The 16,090-nt window shown below is 42.6% G+C and carries 15 protein-coding genes; 13 read left to right on the forward strand and 2 right to left on the reverse strand.

Going from position 1 to position 16,090, the window contains the following annotated elements:
- Window positions 1-172: 172 nt before the first annotated feature.
- The 5 genes from hisS (at window position 173) to rluF (ending at window position 6,050) form a co-directional block, all read left to right on the forward strand.
- Window positions 173-1,465 (forward strand): histidine--tRNA ligase, encoded by a 1,293-nt coding sequence (gene hisS, locus I3B46_RS07510; protein WP_014656316.1) that lies wholly within the window; start codon window positions 173-175, stop codon window positions 1,463-1,465.
- A 10-nt stretch (window positions 1,466-1,475) separates the two neighbouring features.
- Window positions 1,476-2,099, forward strand: coding sequence for a YfgM family protein (locus I3B46_RS07515; protein ID WP_004921349.1), 624 nt, complete (start codon window positions 1,476-1,478; stop codon window positions 2,097-2,099).
- Window positions 2,100-2,242: 143 nt separating this feature from the next.
- On the forward strand, window positions 2,243-3,415 hold the full coding sequence (gene bamB / locus I3B46_RS07520; protein WP_004921347.1) for an outer membrane protein assembly factor BamB: 1,173 nt from the start codon (window positions 2,243-2,245) through the stop codon (window positions 3,413-3,415).
- 138 nt (window positions 3,416-3,553) lie between these two features.
- On the forward strand, window positions 3,554-5,026 hold the full coding sequence (gene der, locus I3B46_RS07525) for a ribosome biogenesis GTPase Der (protein ID WP_004921345.1): 1,473 nt from the start codon (window positions 3,554-3,556) through the stop codon (window positions 5,024-5,026).
- A 148-nt stretch (window positions 5,027-5,174) separates the two neighbouring features.
- The gene (gene rluF, locus I3B46_RS07530; protein ID WP_004921343.1) at window positions 5,175-6,050 is read left to right on the forward strand and encodes a 23S rRNA pseudouridine(2604) synthase RluF; all 876 of its coding nucleotides are present in this window, start codon (window positions 5,175-5,177) and stop codon (window positions 6,048-6,050) included.
- A 79-nt stretch (window positions 6,051-6,129) separates the two neighbouring features.
- Here the strand turns inward: rluF and I3B46_RS07535 are convergent, their stop codons facing one another.
- Entirely contained in the window at window positions 6,130-7,278 is a 1,149-nt protein-coding gene (locus I3B46_RS07535) for a M4 family metallopeptidase (RefSeq protein ID WP_014656315.1), read from the reverse strand.
- 155 nt (window positions 7,279-7,433) lie between these two features.
- On the reverse strand, window positions 7,434-8,351 hold the full coding sequence (hemF, locus tag I3B46_RS07540; RefSeq protein ID WP_004921339.1) for an oxygen-dependent coproporphyrinogen oxidase: 918 nt from the start codon (window positions 8,349-8,351) through the stop codon (window positions 7,434-7,436).
- Window positions 8,352-8,487: 136 nt separating this feature from the next.
- Between hemF and I3B46_RS07545 the strand changes: the two genes are divergently transcribed.
- The 8 genes from I3B46_RS07545 (at window position 8,488) to cysM (ending at window position 16,034) form a co-directional block, all read left to right on the forward strand.
- Window positions 8,488-8,919, forward strand: coding sequence for a GNAT family acetyltransferase (locus I3B46_RS07545; RefSeq protein ID WP_014656314.1), 432 nt, complete (start codon window positions 8,488-8,490; stop codon window positions 8,917-8,919).
- A 93-nt stretch (window positions 8,920-9,012) separates the two neighbouring features.
- On the forward strand, window positions 9,013-9,609 hold the full coding sequence (locus I3B46_RS07550) for an RpoE-regulated lipoprotein (RefSeq protein WP_004921336.1): 597 nt from the start codon (window positions 9,013-9,015) through the stop codon (window positions 9,607-9,609).
- A 279-nt stretch (window positions 9,610-9,888) separates the two neighbouring features.
- Complete coding sequence (locus I3B46_RS07555; protein ID WP_036940983.1) at window positions 9,889-10,785, forward strand: Dyp-type peroxidase; 897 nt, start codon at window positions 9,889-9,891, stop codon at window positions 10,783-10,785.
- A gap of 263 nt (window positions 10,786-11,048) precedes the next feature.
- Complete coding sequence (locus tag I3B46_RS07560) at window positions 11,049-12,071, forward strand: sulfate ABC transporter substrate-binding protein (RefSeq protein WP_004921332.1); 1,023 nt, start codon at window positions 11,049-11,051, stop codon at window positions 12,069-12,071.
- Window positions 12,071-12,901 (forward strand): sulfate/thiosulfate ABC transporter permease CysT, encoded by an 831-nt coding sequence (gene cysT, locus I3B46_RS07565; RefSeq protein WP_004921329.1) that lies wholly within the window; start codon window positions 12,071-12,073, stop codon window positions 12,899-12,901. The genes I3B46_RS07560 and cysT overlap by 1 nt, the downstream gene beginning before the upstream one ends.
- Complete coding sequence (gene cysW, locus I3B46_RS07570; protein WP_104873594.1) at window positions 12,901-13,767, forward strand: sulfate/thiosulfate ABC transporter permease CysW; 867 nt, start codon at window positions 12,901-12,903, stop codon at window positions 13,765-13,767. Before cysT ends, cysW begins: the two co-directional genes overlap by 1 nt.
- Window positions 13,764-14,852: a sulfate/thiosulfate ABC transporter ATP-binding protein CysA gene (cysA, locus tag I3B46_RS07575; protein ID WP_104873593.1), complete on the forward strand. Its 1,089-nt coding sequence runs from the start codon at window positions 13,764-13,766 to the stop codon at window positions 14,850-14,852. Before cysW ends, cysA begins: the two co-directional genes overlap by 4 nt.
- 297 nt (window positions 14,853-15,149) lie before the next feature.
- Entirely contained in the window at window positions 15,150-16,034 is an 885-nt protein-coding gene (gene cysM / locus I3B46_RS07580; protein ID WP_004921324.1) for a cysteine synthase CysM, read from the forward strand.
- The last annotated feature ends 56 nt before the right edge of the window (window positions 16,035-16,090 follow it).

The raw sequence follows: 16,090 nt of genomic DNA on the forward strand, positions 1-16,090 counted from the left end.
GACTTTTTGACGGGGGTTCAGCGCATAGCTTGATGTAAAAATTAAACGGACAAACCCAAAAAGAGCAGAATATTCCCGATTGAAGCGGAATATTGTGGTTTGTCGATTGAACCCAATGACATTTCGCTTTTATAATCGAGTCTATTCGATTCCGAAAAAATAGAGACATAACGTGGCAAAAAATATCCAGGCCGTTCGTGGCATGAATGACTATCTGCCGGCAGACACTCGAGTCTGGCAGAAAATTGAAGCAGTACTTAAAAATATTTTGCAGGGTTACAGCTTTAGTGAAATCCGTACCCCGATTGTAGAGCACACCCCGCTATTTAGCAGAGCGATTGGTGAAGTGACCGATGTTGTCGAAAAAGAGATGTATACCTTTATCGACCGTCACGACACAGATAAAGCAGAGGTAAGTCTCACTTTACGCCCTGAAAATACTGCCGGTTGCGTCCGTGCAGGTATTGAGCATGGTTTGCTGTACAATCAGGAACAGCGCTTATGGTATCTAGGGCCCATGTTTCGTCATGAACGCCCACAAAAAGGCCGCTATCGTCAATTTCACCAACTTGGCGCCGAAGTTTTCGGTCTTGCGGGGCCAGACATTGATGCTGAACTGATAATGATGACAGCACGCTGGTGGCGCGCATTAGGTATCAGCGAACATGTGACGTTAGAGTTAAACTCAATCGGCTCTTTAGACGCTCGTGCAAATTATCGTGAAGCATTAGTGGCCTTCCTTGAGCAGCATAAAGAAAAACTCGATGAAGATTGCAAACGCCGTATGTACACGAATCCATTGCGTGTGCTTGATTCAAAAAATCAAGATGTACAGGCGTTATTAAATGATGCTCCTGAGTTGTTTGATTATTTAGATGATGAATCTCGTGAGCATTTTGATGGTTTATGCAAATTGTTAGATGCAGCGGGTATTCAGTATCGTGTTAATCAACGTTTAGTACGTGGTCTGGATTATTACAACCGCACCGTTTTTGAATGGGTGACAACAGCGCTAGGCTCGCAAGGTACAGTATGTGCTGGTGGTCGTTATGATGGTTTAGTCGGTCAATTGGGCGGTAAACCAACCCCAGCTGTCGGTTTTGCTATGGGCATGGAACGTATGGTTCTATTAGTTGAAAGCCTAAATCCTGGCTTTATTGCTGATGAATCTGTCACGGATGTTTATTTAGCCTCATTTGGTGAAAATAGCCAAAAATCGGCGCTGTTATTAGCAGAGCAAGTACGTGATGCTCTACCAAACTTACGTGTGATGACCAACCATGGCGGCGGTAACTTTAAAAAGCAATTAGCGCGTGCAGATAAACAGGGCGCTAAAGTTGCGTTGATTTTAGGCGAAGAGGAAATCGCTAATCACCAAGTCGGGGTAAAAGATCTACGAACAGGTGAGCAAGAAACAGTATCGCAGCAGCAATTGGCACAGCGTTTAGCTGAACTGTTAGGTTAAGGAGAGGCACGTGGAAGTTTATACAAACGAAAATGAACAAGTTGATGCGATTAAACGCTTTTTTGCTAATAATGGCGTGGCATTGGTGGTCGGGCTTGTTTTAGGGGTTGGGGCTGTTTGGGGATGGAATTACTGGCAGTCACATAAAACAAATATGCTGCAAGAAAGCGCTCAACAGTTTGCAAAAGCGAGCGAAGAACTGCATTCAGGCTCTACTCAAGGTATTGAAGCTGCGCAAAAATTCGCTGCGGATACAACAGATGTATATAGCGCGATGATCGGATTAGAGTTGGCTCAAGTGGCTGTCGATAAAGGCGATTTAGCGTTGGCTGAAAAATCATTGTCTGCTGCTTTAACTAAAGCAAAAACCGATGATATGCTTGATTTAATTAATTTCCGCTTAGCAAGAGTGCAGCTTGCACAAGGGAATGCTGATGCAGCATTAGCTTCTGTTGGTAACATCAAAGGAAAGGCATGGCAGGCTGCTGCACAAGATGTTCGTGGAGATGCATTACTTCATAAAGGCGACAATGCAGGCGCAAAAGCTGCATATACTCAAGGGCTAGATAGTGAAGGCTCACAGACGCTTAAAGAACTTCTTACCCTTAAACTGAACAACGTATCTGTACTCTAAATTATTAGGGTCGTATCCAATCGGTAGGCCAATCCCCCCTTAGAGCGATAGACATACGCGATAGGGGGAAATCAATGGATATCAACAGGATACGGCTTGAAATTGGATGAGTATAATTTATAAGAAGAAAGGAAACGATTATTATGCAGTTGCGGAAAACACTTTTGATTGGCTTAGTCGCTTCAGCTTTACTTGCCGGTTGTTCCAGCGAAACTGATTCTATCGTTATGGCACCACTTCCTCAGGTTGAAAACCAATTTACTCCAACGATCGTTTGGGATAAATCAGTCGGTAATGGTGTAGAGCAGTTTTATTCTGACCTATCGCCAGTATGGGATGGTAGTGCTGTTTATGCTGCCGATCGTAAAGGAATAGTGAAAGCATTAGAACTGGAGAGCGGTAAAGAAATTTGGTCAGTAGACCTTTCTAAGCGCACAGGTTTTCTTTCTGCTAACTTATCCGCACTGCTTTCGGGTGGGTTAACGGTTTCGGGTAACCATATTTATATTGGTACTGAACGCGGAACAGTCATTGCATTGAATAAAGAAGATGGCTCGGTGGTATGGGATGTCGAAGTAGCGGGTGAAGCCCTCTCTCGCCCAGTAGCCAATGATGGCTTAGTTATTGTTCATACCAGTAATGGCATGTTGCAAGCACTTGATGAGAACAGTGGTGAAATCAAGTGGACAGTGAATATGGATACACCATCATTGTCTTTACGTGGCGAATCAGCGCCAAGTATTGCCTATGGTGCCGCTATTGTTGGTGGTGATAATGGCCGCGTTAGTGCTGTACTTTTATCCCAAGGTCAACTTATTTGGCAACAACGTATCTCTCAAGTGACTAGCTCTACAGAAATTGGTCGCTTAGATGATGTTGATATGACGCCAATTATTGATGATGGTACTATCTATGCAATTGCGTATAACGGTACACTCGCAGCACTTGATATGCGTTCAGGACAAATAAAATGGAAACGCGATCTCGGCTCTGTCAATAACATGGTGCTTTCAGGTGAAAACCTTTATCTGGTCGACCAAAATGATCGTGTATTGTCTGTGCGTAAGAGCGATGGCGTAACACTGTGGACACAAGAAGATCTGCTTAATCGTGGGTTAAGTGCACCAGAAATGTACAATGGCTACCTTGTGGTTGGTGATAAAGAAGGCTACCTCCATTGGTTAGACATGAGCACTGGTGGTTTTGTAGCACAAAACAAAATTAACAGTTCAGGTCTGCATAGCCGCCCAGTTGTTGCCAGTGATAAGCTAATGGTTCAGGCAAGAAACGGAACAGTTTATCTGTTAACTCGTTAATTTTCTGACAAGCTGTCAATTTCTCGCTAAAATCAACGGTTCCTAGTGGTAGGAACCGTTTCGTTTTTTGTTTTCTGGTTGGGTTTTGTTTAAGAACCGGGATTCTTTTAGTTAATTAGAGTAGTGAGGCATCAAATAATGATACCCGTCGTAGCGCTGGTTGGGCGTCCAAACGTAGGAAAATCCACGTTATTTAATCGATTAACCCGTACCCGTGATGCACTGGTAGCGGATTTTCCTGGTCTGACTCGTGATCGCAAATATGGTCGTGCCGAAGTGGAAGGGCATGAGTTCATTATTATTGACACGGGTGGTATCGATGGTACTGAGGAAGGCGTCGAAACCCACATGGCAGCACAATCCTTACAAGCGATTGAAGAAGCTGATGTGGTTCTATTTATGGTCGATGCACGTGCAGGGTTAATGCCTGCTGATGAAGGTATCGCAAAACACCTGCGTAGCCGTAAGAAAAAAACATATCTGGTCGCCAATAAGACGGATGGTATTGATGCTGACAGTGTAATTGGAGACTTTTATTCACTTGGTTTAGGTGAAATCCACCCTATTGCAGCGTCACATGGTCGCGGCGTGACCCAGCTAATCGAAAAATCGCTAAAACCTTTTATTGAAATAGAAGAAGAAGTCGAGCTAACCGAGGAAGAAGAAAACGCGGCGTATTGGGCTGCGCAAGAGGCTGAAGCTGAGTTTGATGAAGAAGACGAGGAGTTTGATCCAACAACGTTACCAATTAAGTTAGCGATCGTTGGGCGCCCAAATGTGGGTAAATCAACATTGACTAACCGTATCCTTGGAGAAGAGCGTGTTGTGGTGTTTGATATGCCAGGCACAACTCGTGACAGTATCTATATTCCAATGGAGCGTGACGGGCGTGAATACGTTTTAATTGATACAGCGGGTGTCCGTAAACGCGGTAAGATCACCGAGACGGTCGAAAAATTTTCGGTAATCAAAACGCTGCAAGCGATTGAAGATGCGAATGTGGTGTTGTTGGTCATTGATGCGCGGGAAGGTATTTCCGATCAAGACCTGTCACTACTTGGTTTTATTCTTAATGCTGGTCGTTCATTAGTGATTGCGGTTAATAAATGGGATGGAATGAAGCCTGAAGATCGTGAACATGTGAAAGACATGTTAGAGCTACGTCTCGGCTTTGTGGATTTTGCCCGTATTCACTTTATTTCAGCGCTGCATGGTAGTGGTGTAGGTAACCTGTTTGAATCCGTTGAAGAGGCCTATGAGTCTGCGACACGCCGTGTTGGTACTGCATTGTTAACACGTATTATGAAGATGGCGGAAGAGGAGCATCAACCTCCACTTATCCGTGGTCGTCGTGTGAAAATGAAATATGCGCATGCGGGGGGTCATAATCCGCCAATTGTTGTTATTCATGGTAATCAAGTTTCTGATTTGCCTGATAGCTATAAACGTTACCTGATGAATTATTTTCGCCGTTCATTGCAAGTGATGGGTACACCAATTCGTATTCAATTCAAAGAAGGTGAAAACCCTTATGCGAATAAGAAAAATCAGCTAACAGCAACTCAATTGCGTAAACGTAAGCGTTTAATGCAACATTTGAAAAAACGCTAAGCGAAGAAGTCGCACGTCAACGTGAAGCTTCTGAAAAAGCCGTAACAAATTATTCTGTTACGGCTTTTTAATAACTATCCGTTATTATTTAAAGTGAGCTAGGTTCAACCGTTTGGCTCCCTATCTATGCAGATTACAGAGGGTAACCATGCAAATTAAATCTTCGACACGTCTTAATAAGTACATTAGCGAGAGTGGAATTTGTTCAAGGCGTGATGCGGATCGTTATATCGAGCAAGGAAATGTCTTTATTAATGGCAAACGTGCGGCTATCGGCGATCAAGTTTTTAGTGGTGACGTTGTCAAAGTAAATGGACAACTTATTGAACCTAGGAATGAAGAAGACTTAGTGTTAATTGCGCTGAATAAGCCAGTTGGTATTGTGAGTACGACGGAAAGTGGGGAAAGAGATAATATCGTTGATTATGTTAATCACAGTAAACGTGTTTTCCCTATTGGTCGCTTAGATAAAGATTCTCAAGGGCTAATTTTTCTCACAAACCATGGCGATTTAGTGAATAAGATCTTGCGTGCGGGTAATGAGCATGAAAAAGAGTATTTAGTCACGGTTAACAAGCCTATTACTGATGATTTTATTCGTGGTATGGGAGCTGGCGTACCTATCCTAGGCACGGTAACTAAAAAGTGTAAAGTAAAGAAAGAAGCTCCTTTTGTATTTCGGATCACGTTAGTTCAAGGGTTAAATCGTCAGATTCGTCGCATGTGCGAATATTTTGGTTTTGAGGTCACTAAGTTAGAACGCGTGCGTATTATGAACGTGAATCTTTCTGGGATCCCATTAGGTGAATGGCGTGACTTAACAGATGATGAGCTAATTAAGCTATTTGAGATGATTGAAAAATCAGAATCAGAGGCTAAGCCGAAAAAGTCTGCTAAACCGAAAACATCAACGGCAGGGAAAACGGGTAGCAAGCCAAATGCAGGTAGCAAGCCTAAAGGAATGGCTGATACTGCGTCTCGTAAACGTTTCACTCAACCAGGCCGTAAAAAGAAAAGACGCTAACCTTATGTTTTAAAATGTCAGCCGTATTTTATGGCTGACAAGCTCTGTCTGTTAGTGACAGGGCATTTTATTTGCAAACTTAAACGTAGATACCGACATTTTCCCAGCTTTTGCGAGTAAGATTAACGACATGATGGTCAAATTTTTCTGTCGCTGTTCTAATGGTTGCTTTGGCGAAATCGTCAAATGTTGCTCGCGTGCTAAGTGTCTTATCAAACATAGTGCGGATCCAAATCTGTCCCGCTACCTCCCATGAGTAACCACCTAACGTTGTCGCCAGCAGGTAAAATGCTTTATTAGGTATACCTGAATTAATATGCACACCACCATTGTCTTGGAAAATAGACAGATTTTTGTAATCTCTCATATGACCGACTTGTGGGTCTCTGTTTGTTTCCGAAAGGCGATAGGCGGTTCCCGGTGCGGCCATAGAACGTAAAGCAGGAGCTTTGGCTTTATTGATAAAAAGGTTTTCACCGAGCAGCCAATTGGACTCAGCTGCTGTTTCATTTGCTACATACTGTTTAACCATAATACCGACAACATCGGCAACGGATTCATTCAAGGCACCTGACTGGAAAATATAATCAAAATCAGTCGTAAAGGTAATAAACCCATGGGTTAATTCGTGTGCAATAATATCAATATCATTATAAAACGGGCCAAAATAGATACTATCACCATCACCGAAATAGATAGCTTGTGAATTCCAGAATGCGTTTGGATAATTTTTGTCGAAATGAACTACCGCATTGATTTGCGAATCACAACCAAAGATCTTATCAATGTTGAGTTTCTCTTTATAAAACTGCCTAACATAGCCAATAGAATCATAAACAATCTGTACGGGTGTGTATGGTTGTGCAGGATCACCTTCTTTCATAACAATAAGATAGTCTTCATGGGGCATATGAAGTTCATCAGGACTCGGATAGGTAGGCTCCAGTGAAAGGTCAGAACGAGAGCAGATAGGTAGGTTAGAATGGGTATGGTTAGGTAAAAATGCTTTTTCCTGTGCATCGCGGATGATGCGTTCGTAGTTTGTACCTGGGCGGGCTGAACAAGTAAATAACTGTTTTAGGTGTTCTTTATCTTCTGTCGAATAGCCTCTGCTCATTAATTCATTGATATGAAGTAGTGTGGATTTAAGCTTTTGGCATTGAGATTCTTTATATAAGTGATCAACAAGGTATGGGGGAAGATAGGAACGACCAAGAATATGATTCATAAATAGACTCCATTTTGTGGGTGGAAATGGAATCATAAGCTACAAAGAGATGAGTGTAACTAGTTGATAATTAATTATATTTGATAATTTTTGCTATTTTTTGTTACTAAAGCCGCCAAGTGCTTTGGCGACTTTATAAAAAATGATTTTTACACTTATTTCGCCAGCCAATCTTTTTTAGAGACTAAAAAGTCACTATACAGTTTGGCTTCGGGGGTATTGGGCTCAGGGTGATAGTCATATTCCCAACGGACTAAAGGAGGCATTGACATTAAAATGGATTCTGTACGTCCTCCACTTTGTAAACCAAATAGTGTACCGCGATCCCACACGAGGTTGAATTCAACATAACGACCACGTCGATACAGTTGAAATTGACGCTCTCTTTCTCCCCACTGATGGTGGCGACGTTTTTCTACGATAGGTACATAGGCATCTAAAAAACCATGACCAACAGCTTGTGTGAAGTCGAAACAAGTCTCGAAATCAGGTTGGTTTAGGTCATCATAAAATAGCCCACCAACGCCTCGTGGCTCATTGCGATGTTTCAAAAAGAAATAGTCATCACACCACGCTTTATATTTGCGGTAAGTTTCTGAACCAAAAGGTGCGCAGAGGTCGTGTGCAATGGTGTGCCAGTGGATCACATCGTCTTCAAAACCATAGTAAGGGGTTAAATCGAAACCACCACCAAACCACCAAACGGGATCTTGACCCTCTTTTTCTGCAATAAAAAAACGGACATTTGCATGAGTGGTTGGAATATAGGGATTCAGAGGGTGGATCACCAAAGAGACTCCCATAGCTTGATAGCTACGACCTGCTAATTCAGGGCGGTGAGCGGTTGCTGAACTCGGGAGTTTTGTTCCTTGAATATGGGAAAAGTTAACGCCTGCCTGTTCAAAAATAGCACCTTGAGTTAACACACGGCTGCGGCCTCCGCCACCTTCTGCGCGTTCCCATGTTTGTTCTAGGAAGGTTTCCTTACCATCCAGTTCAGTAATTTTTTGGCAAATGGTTTCTTGTAGTTCAAGCAAAAATGTTTTTACTTGAAAAATATCAGGGTAATTCATTGTTTTCCAATAGAACGGTTGGTAAAAAAAAGTGAGTAAAGTATACCCTTTTGAGTTAAAAAAGGCATATTGAATATTGATTGTGCGCAAAAAGCGGTGATAATGGCAGAAAACTCAGTTAAAACGGGTCATGAACATGGAAATACGCATCTTTCGCCAAAGCGATTTTGAAGAAGTCATCACATTGTGGGAACGCTGTGATTTAAATGAGTTTGGGGATGATCCTGAACTTGATATTGAACGAAAACTCCAGTGTGGTGCAGATCTTTTTCTTGTTGCGGAAGTGACAGGTGAGGTTGTTGGCACTGTGATGGGAGGATATGACGGAATAAGGGGAACGGCATGCTATCTTGCGGTTCATCCAGAGTTTCGTGGCCGAGGTATTGCCAATGCTCTGATTAGTCGCTTAGAGAAAAAATTGCGAGCAAGAGGGTGCGGCAGAATTGAGTTCCTTGTGAATGAGGAGTCTGACGCTGCTATCTGTATGTTCGAAAAAATGTTATATGAAGAAGAGCAGCCAGCAAGGCTTATCTATACAAAAACACTGGATCGTGATTTGGATTTTTAATGCTGTTGTGTGTTTATTTCGTTATAAACTGGAATGTTTTCAGAAAAAGGTTGTCACAGTAAGCAGTCAGTCAGCCAATAAATAGAGGATGTTATGCCCAAAAGTGTAATTGTGAAGCTTTCTCAGATAGTCGCGCTAAGTGGTGTGTTTTTGCTATCGGGTTGTGCAGGCTCAGGGGGGTTTTGGTCTTCACTTTCACCAATGAACTGGTTTAGTAGCCCTATTACTGCGAAGGCAGCGGGTGTGGGGGAGATCACTGGGTTCACACCAATGCAAGCTGACATCATCAAGGAGCGATTAGATAACCGTTACACGATACGAAGTGGGATGCAAACTGAGCAAGGTGAAATTGTGACCGTGTTTCAAGGTATCGATGATGAGACGGTTAAAATTGAAGTGATCGGCCCTGAAAAAGGTTATGTTTCACGTATTATTGTGGATGACCCTGACATTAAAACTGAATGGGGAACGAAAATTGGTTCATCATTTAGCGGTATTTATGAAAAAGCTTTTGGCGCATGTAAAATGGCTGAGCCAATTAATAATCAACCGACTGTTGAATGTGTAGCCCCGCAAACATCCCATATCATTTATCGATTTAATGGTAAATGGCAAGGGCCAGAAGGTTTAATGCCACCGGATGATGAATTAAAGAGCTGGACGGTATCACAAATTATTTGGAAAAAATAATGGTGATTTAGCGTGATGATAGAGAGCTATTGGTCGATAGCTTTGGATTATGTTCTAAACATTTAATTGATATAACAACGTGTTTTATTAAGGTAAAATACGTTGTTATTCCCTCCTAAATATACGATCCCCTCTTAACCCACTTATCTTATTAAGAATAAATTGTGCATTTTTCTAAATGTTAGCCAATATTTGCGTTAAAACAGGTGAAAATCGTCATCGATGAGATACTATATCGCTAGACATAAATAATAAATTATTTAAAAGAGGTTGATTAGCATGTCTCATTCTCAGAGCGGTATTTTGAAAGATCATAGCCGTTTCGGTATTTTCATTGAAGCAATGGTGCAAGGGTCTCTGGCTGATATAAAAACAGGTTGTCAGCGTTTTGTTGAAACACTGACTCAATTACAAGAGCAGTATCCAACAGATAGATTAGGGGCTGTAGTGGCCTTCGGCTCTGATATCTGGAAACAGCTATCAACACCGGAAAGCGCGCCTGAGTTAAAACCATTTCATCCATTAGGTAAAGGGTTAGCGCCAGCAACACAGCGTGATATTTTTATTCATATCCAATCTCAACGCCATGATATTAACTTTTCATTGGCACAGGCGGCACTAAAAGCATTCGGCTCAGCAATTAAAGTCGAAGAAGAGATCCACGGCTTCCGTTGGGTTGAGGAGCGCGACTTAAGTGGCTTTATTGATGGAACCGAAAACCCACAAGGTGAAGAAATTGCTGAAGTTGCATTAATTGCTGATGGCATTGATATGGGAGGCAGCTATATTCTTGTTCAGCGTTATGAGCACAGCCTCAATAAATGGGACCGTTTCTCTGAACAAGAACAAGAGAAAATGATTGGTCGCACCAAAAAAGACAGTGTGGAGCTGGATGAAAGCGAACGTAATGTGACTTCACACGTTTCTCGCGTGGTGGTTGAAGAAGATGGGGAAGAGCTGTCGATTATGCGTCATAGCTTGCCATATGGTACGGCAAGCGGCAAACATGGTTTATTCTTCGTTGCGTATTGCGCGCGCCTCCATAATATTGAACAGCAGCTTTTGAGTATGTTTGGTGAAAAAGATGGTAAATATGATGACCTGTTACGCATGACCAAAGCAGTATCAGGAAGCTACTATTTTGCCCCTTCAATTGACACTTTATTGTCGTTATAAATTATTCTTATTGCCGCCATCTGGCGGCAATTTACTTTTGCGTCAATATCCTACATTTCCCTTCTATTGCTTAGCGCCTTCATGAAGGCCTTTCACGCAGTCAACTTTATGATAACTAATATAATTTATTTGCTTATTGCCATAATTTCTTGAATATACCAATTTGATATATTAAAAGGCAATTGATAGCTACACAGTTATAAACAAAGCAGATAAAGTAACCTCATTAGCGTAGTTTTGGTTTAGTCATAAGTAGGTGCCTAATGCAAAAAGCGATTTTAAAGAAAACAGCCTTAGCGAGTCTCGCAACATTTTCATTGATGGGGAGCGCGCCGTTGGTAGCGGCTGAACTGCTCAATAGCTCTTATGATATCGCCCGAGAGCTATTTGTTGCACTAAACCCTGAATTTGAAAAGCAGTGGAATGAACAGCACCCTGATGACAAATTAACGATCAAGCAATCACATGCTGGCTCATCGAAACAAGCCTTAGCTATTTTGCAAGGTTTAAAGGCTGATGTGGTGACTTATAACCAAGTGACAGATGTACAAATCTTGCATGATAAAGGCAAGTTGATCCCTGAAAATTGGCAAGCAAGATTACCGAATAATAGCTCACCATATTACTCTACGATGGCGTTTTTAGTGCGTAAAGGTAATCCAAAGGGCATTAAAACGTGGGATGATTTAGCGCGTGAAGACGTGAAGCTGATTTTTCCAAATCCAAAAACATCGGGTAATGGTCGTTACACTTATTTAGCGGCATGGGGAGCCTATGCGCAAGAAAATAAAGGTGATGAAAAGAAAACCCGCGAGCAGATGAAGCAGTTTTTGAAAAATGTAGAAGTGTTCGATACAGGGGGGCGTGGTGCCACAACTTCCTTTATTGAAAGAGGCCTTGGGGATGTATTGATTAGCTTTGAATCAGAAGTGAACAATATTCGTCAGCAGTATGGTGAAACGGACTATGAAGTTATCGTTCCTCCTGTCGATATTCTGGCGGAGTTCCCAGTTGCTTGGGTTGACAAAAACGTTCAGAAAAATGGTACGGAAGAGGTGGCGAAAGCCTATCTTAATTACCTATATAGTCCAAAAGCTCAAGAAATTATCACTAAATTTAACTATCGGGTGAACGATCAGGCAGTCATGGCGGCAAATAAAGATAAGTTCCCTGAAACCCGCTTATTTACGGTCGAATCACAGTTTAAGAGTTGGCCTGCGGTGATGGAGACCCATTTTGCGACGAACGGAGAGTTTGACAAATTGATGGCAGAAGGGCGCCGTTAATGCGTAAGTCAGGGAAACGTTTTTTGCCAGGATTTGGCCTCACACTAGGTAGCAGCCTATTTTATACCTGTTTGATCCTGCTGCTACCTTTGAGTGCGTTAGTCGTTCAGTTATCTGAAATGACGTGGCAACAATATTGGGATGTGATCAGCTATCCGCAAGTCGTTGCCGCTTATAAAGTCACCTTACTGGCTGCACTGGTTGCGAGTTTATTTAATGCGGTTTTTGGCATGCTGCTCGCTTGGATTTTGACTCGGTATCGTTTTCCTGGCCGCACTTTTTTAGACGGTCTTGTTGACTTGCCTTTCGCCTTACCTACCGCGGTGGCAGGTTTAACATTAGCTACGTTATTTGCAGCGTCTGGCTGGTACGGGCAGTTTCTGCATCACTTTGATATTAAAGTAGTAAATACTTGGCTCGGCATTGCTGTCGCAATGGCTTTTACCAGTATTCCGTTCGTTGTACGAACGGTACAGCCTGTGTTAGAAGAGCTTGGGCCTGAATATGAAGAGGCGGCACAAACATTGGGTGCAAGCCGTTGGCAAACATTTCGACGGGTGGTATTGCCTGAAGTTTCTCCCGCATTAATTGCAGGAACAGTATTGTCTTTTACCCGAAGTTTGGGGGAGTTTGGCGCCATTATCTTTATTGCAGGAAATATTGCTTGGCAAACTGAAGTCGTATCTTTGATGATTTTTAGTCAGTTACAACAGTTTGATTACCCAGCAGCGAGTGCGATTGCTTCTGTTATTTTAGCGGTTTCATTATTACTGCTATTTAGCGTCAATGTCGTACAAAGCCGCTTTGGCAAAAGGTTGGGAGGAAAGTAATGGCTCAGGTTACACCTGTCACGGGGGCTTCTCGTCAACCGATTAATTGGGCTAAATGGCCTTTGATTATCACTGGCATATTGTTTTCAGTCATGTTGTTGGTGGTGCCAATTATTTGGATATTTTTGACCGCTTTTTCCAAAGGTATTGATGCGGTTTTAATGAATTTGAATGACGCGGACATGTTGCATGCTATTGGACTGACGGTCCTTATTGCACTGATAACGGTGCCTGTCAACTTGATCTTTGGCACCATGCTCGCGTGGTTAGTTACTCGATTTCAGTTCCCTGGTAGGCAACTGTTATTAACCCTAGTCGATATTCCTTTTGCGGTATCGCCAGTGGTCGCGGGGTTACTTTATCTACTGTTTTATGGCTCCAACAGTTGGTTTGGGGGCTGGCTAGAAAGTTATGATATCCAATTAATGTTCTCGTGGCCCGGTATGGCATTAGTGACCATTTTTGTGACCTGTCCTTTTGTAGTTAGGGAATTAGTTCCACTGATGTTAAGCCAAGGTAGTCACGAAGATGAAGCGGCAGTATTACTGGGCGCTTCAGGTTGGAAAATGTTTTGGAGAGTTACCTTACCAAATATCCGTTGGGCACTATTGTATGGTGTTGTTCTGACTAATGCTCGAGCAATAGGTGAATTTGGTGCCGTGTCCGTTGTTTCTGGTGCCATACGCGGGGAAACCTATACGCTACCGTTACAAGTAGAATTATTGCATCAAGACTATAACACCGTAGGCGCATTTACTGCTGCTGCGATCCTAGCTGTAATGGCGATTATCACTTTAATTATTAAAAGTGCATTGCAATGGCATTTGAGCCGGCAGCAATCCGAATCAGGAGTTCATTTACCATGAGTATTCAAATTGAAAAAATTGGGAAATTGTTTGGTAGGACGCAAGTGTTGAAAGATATTTCATTAGATATTGCATCTGGTGAAATGGTGGCACTGCTCGGTCCATCCGGTTCAGGTAAGACGACACTGTTACGGATTATTGCAGGGTTAGAACAGCATAGCCATGGCTTATTACGCTTCCATGGTCAAGATGTTAGCCGTATTCATGCTAAAGATAGGCATGTTGGCTTTGTATTTCAACATTATGCCCTGTTTCGTCATATGACGGTGTTTGACAATGTCGCGTTTGGTCTCACCGTTATGCCAAGAAAACAACGCCCATCATCGCAAGCTATCAAGCAGAAAGTCATGCAATTACTTGATATGGTTCAGTTGGCGCATTTGGCCTCTCGTTATCCTTCTCAGCTTTCAGGAGGGCAAAAACAGCGTGTTGCGCTGGCCCGTGCCTTGGCTGTAGAGCCACAAATTTTATTGCTAGATGAGCCTTTCGGTGCGTTGGATGCTCAGGTACGTATTGAATTGCGCCGCTGGTTACGTCAATTACATGATGAATTGAAGTTTACCAGTGTATTTGTCACCCATGATCAGGAAGAGGCCATGGAGGTTGCCGATAGAATAGTGGTGATGAGTCAGGGGCATATTGAGCAAGTTGGCACTCCTGATGATATCTGGCAACGTCCTGAAACGCGTTTTGTGTTGGAGTTTATGGGGGAAGTGAATCAACTCCATGGGCAAATTAAAGGTTCTCAGTTACATATTGATGGTTATGAATTCCCTCTACATCATGCAAGTGCCCAACAAGGCGAGGTGGATGTGTTTTTACGTCCATGGGATATAACACTGAAGAAAGACGTTGATGAACAGCACCGATTACCGGTTCGTGTGATTGAATCAGGGCCGAGAGGGCATTTCTGGCAGTTAACGGTACAGCCTATAGGTTGGGGGCATGAACCTCTCTCTGTAGTTTGGCAATCTTCTCATGCAACGCCTGTGCGTGGTGAGCACTATTTCCTTGGTAGTCAACAGGCTAAAATTTACCAAGGTGAAAATGAGCTCTTCTTTCCCCAGTTAGCTAAAAGTGCCTAACCATTCCTAATATTGCGTTGATGTTGTTATTTCATCAACGCAATATCCCTCGATATTAAAACGCAATTTATGCCTGCCTGACCATTTTTGAGCTGACTAATGGCATTTTTTTGAGACTATTTTCAGTCAAATTCCCTGTAAACACATCATATATCGATATTAGTAATAACATCGACCAGAATTATTAATTACTGATATATAAGTGAATTTTTTTCATGCTGCTAATTTGTAGGTGTTAGGATACTATCTATATCATTCGAAATGGTGATTATAGATAAATAGAATAAGGAATAGACAGTGGCAACTCTGGAACAATTTATAGGTAATACGCCGCTAGTTAAACTTCAGCGTTTGACACAGGGGATGGACGCTGAAATTTGGGTCAAACTAGAAGGTAATAATCCGGCTGGCTCCGTCAAAGATAGAGCTGCGTATTCAATGATCACAGAAGCGGAAAAACGTGGTGAAATAAAACCTGGTGATACATTGATTGAAGCGACGAGTGGCAATACCGGGATTGCTTTGGCAATGATCGCCGCAGTCAAAGGTTATAAACTCAAACTATTGATGCCCGAAAATATGAGTAAAGAGCGCCAAGCCTCAATGAAGGCTTATGGTGCTGAACTCATTTTAGTCAGTACTTCAGTTGGCATGGAGGGCGCTCGCGATTTAGCTCAAGAAATGGAAGCGAAGGGGGAAGGGAAGGTCCTTGACCAATTTAATAACCCCGATAATCCATTAGCCCATTTTAAGACCACAGGCCCTGAGATATGGCAGCAAACCGATGGGCGCATGACTCACTTTGTTTCAAGTATGGGAACGACAGGAACTATCACGGGTGTCAGTCGTTATTTAAAATCACAATCATCACATATTCAGATTGTGGGCTTACAACCAGCGGAAAAAAGCCAAATTCCGGGGATCCGCCGTTGGTCGCCAGGCTATCTTCCGGGGATCTTCAATCAGGAATTCGTTGATACCGTTTTAGATATTAATCAGGAAGAGGCTGAGGAGACGATGAGAGCCCTCGCTAAACAAGAAGGTATCTTTTGTGGTGTTAGTTCAGGAGGCGCGGTTGCGGGCGCTTTGAGAGTGGCTAAAATGAATCCGGGAGCGGTGATCGTTGCCATTATTTGTGACCGAGGCGATCGCTATCTTTCTACGGGCGTGTTTGACGATTAATTAGCATCGCCATCTAGACACTGACAAAAGCATCAATGTGCTCGAATATAGGTGAG

Origin of the sequence: Providencia sp. 2.29, assembly GCF_015832305.1 — a bacterium.
GTDB classification, from domain to species: domain Bacteria; phylum Pseudomonadota; class Gammaproteobacteria; order Enterobacterales; family Enterobacteriaceae; genus Providencia; species Providencia stuartii.

Coding starts and splice junctions, on each gene's coding strand:
- bamB (WP_004921347.1), top strand. CDS start 2,243: ATGCAGTTGCGGAAAACACTTTTGATTGGCTTAGTCGCTTCAGCTTTA.
- der (WP_004921345.1), top strand. CDS start 3,554: ATGATACCCGTCGTAGCGCTGGTTGGGCGTCCAAACGTAGGAAAATCC.
- rluF (WP_004921343.1), top strand. CDS start 5,175: ATGCAAATTAAATCTTCGACACGTCTTAATAAGTACATTAGCGAGAGT.
- I3B46_RS07535 (WP_014656315.1), bottom strand. CDS start 7,278: ATGAATCATATTCTTGGTCGTTCCTATCTTCCCCCATACCTTGTTGAT.
- hemF (WP_004921339.1), bottom strand. CDS start 8,351: ATGAATTACCCTGATATTTTTCAAGTAAAAACATTTTTGCTTGAACTA.
- I3B46_RS07545 (WP_014656314.1), top strand. CDS start 8,488: ATGGAAATACGCATCTTTCGCCAAAGCGATTTTGAAGAAGTCATCACA.
- I3B46_RS07550 (WP_004921336.1), top strand. CDS start 9,013: ATGCCCAAAAGTGTAATTGTGAAGCTTTCTCAGATAGTCGCGCTAAGT.
- I3B46_RS07555 (WP_036940983.1), top strand. CDS start 9,889: ATGTCTCATTCTCAGAGCGGTATTTTGAAAGATCATAGCCGTTTCGGT.
- I3B46_RS07560 (WP_004921332.1), top strand. CDS start 11,049: ATGCAAAAAGCGATTTTAAAGAAAACAGCCTTAGCGAGTCTCGCAACA.
- cysT (WP_004921329.1), top strand. CDS start 12,071: ATGCGTAAGTCAGGGAAACGTTTTTTGCCAGGATTTGGCCTCACACTA.
- cysW (WP_104873594.1), top strand. CDS start 12,901: ATGGCTCAGGTTACACCTGTCACGGGGGCTTCTCGTCAACCGATTAAT.
- cysA (WP_104873593.1), top strand. CDS start 13,764: ATGAGTATTCAAATTGAAAAAATTGGGAAATTGTTTGGTAGGACGCAA.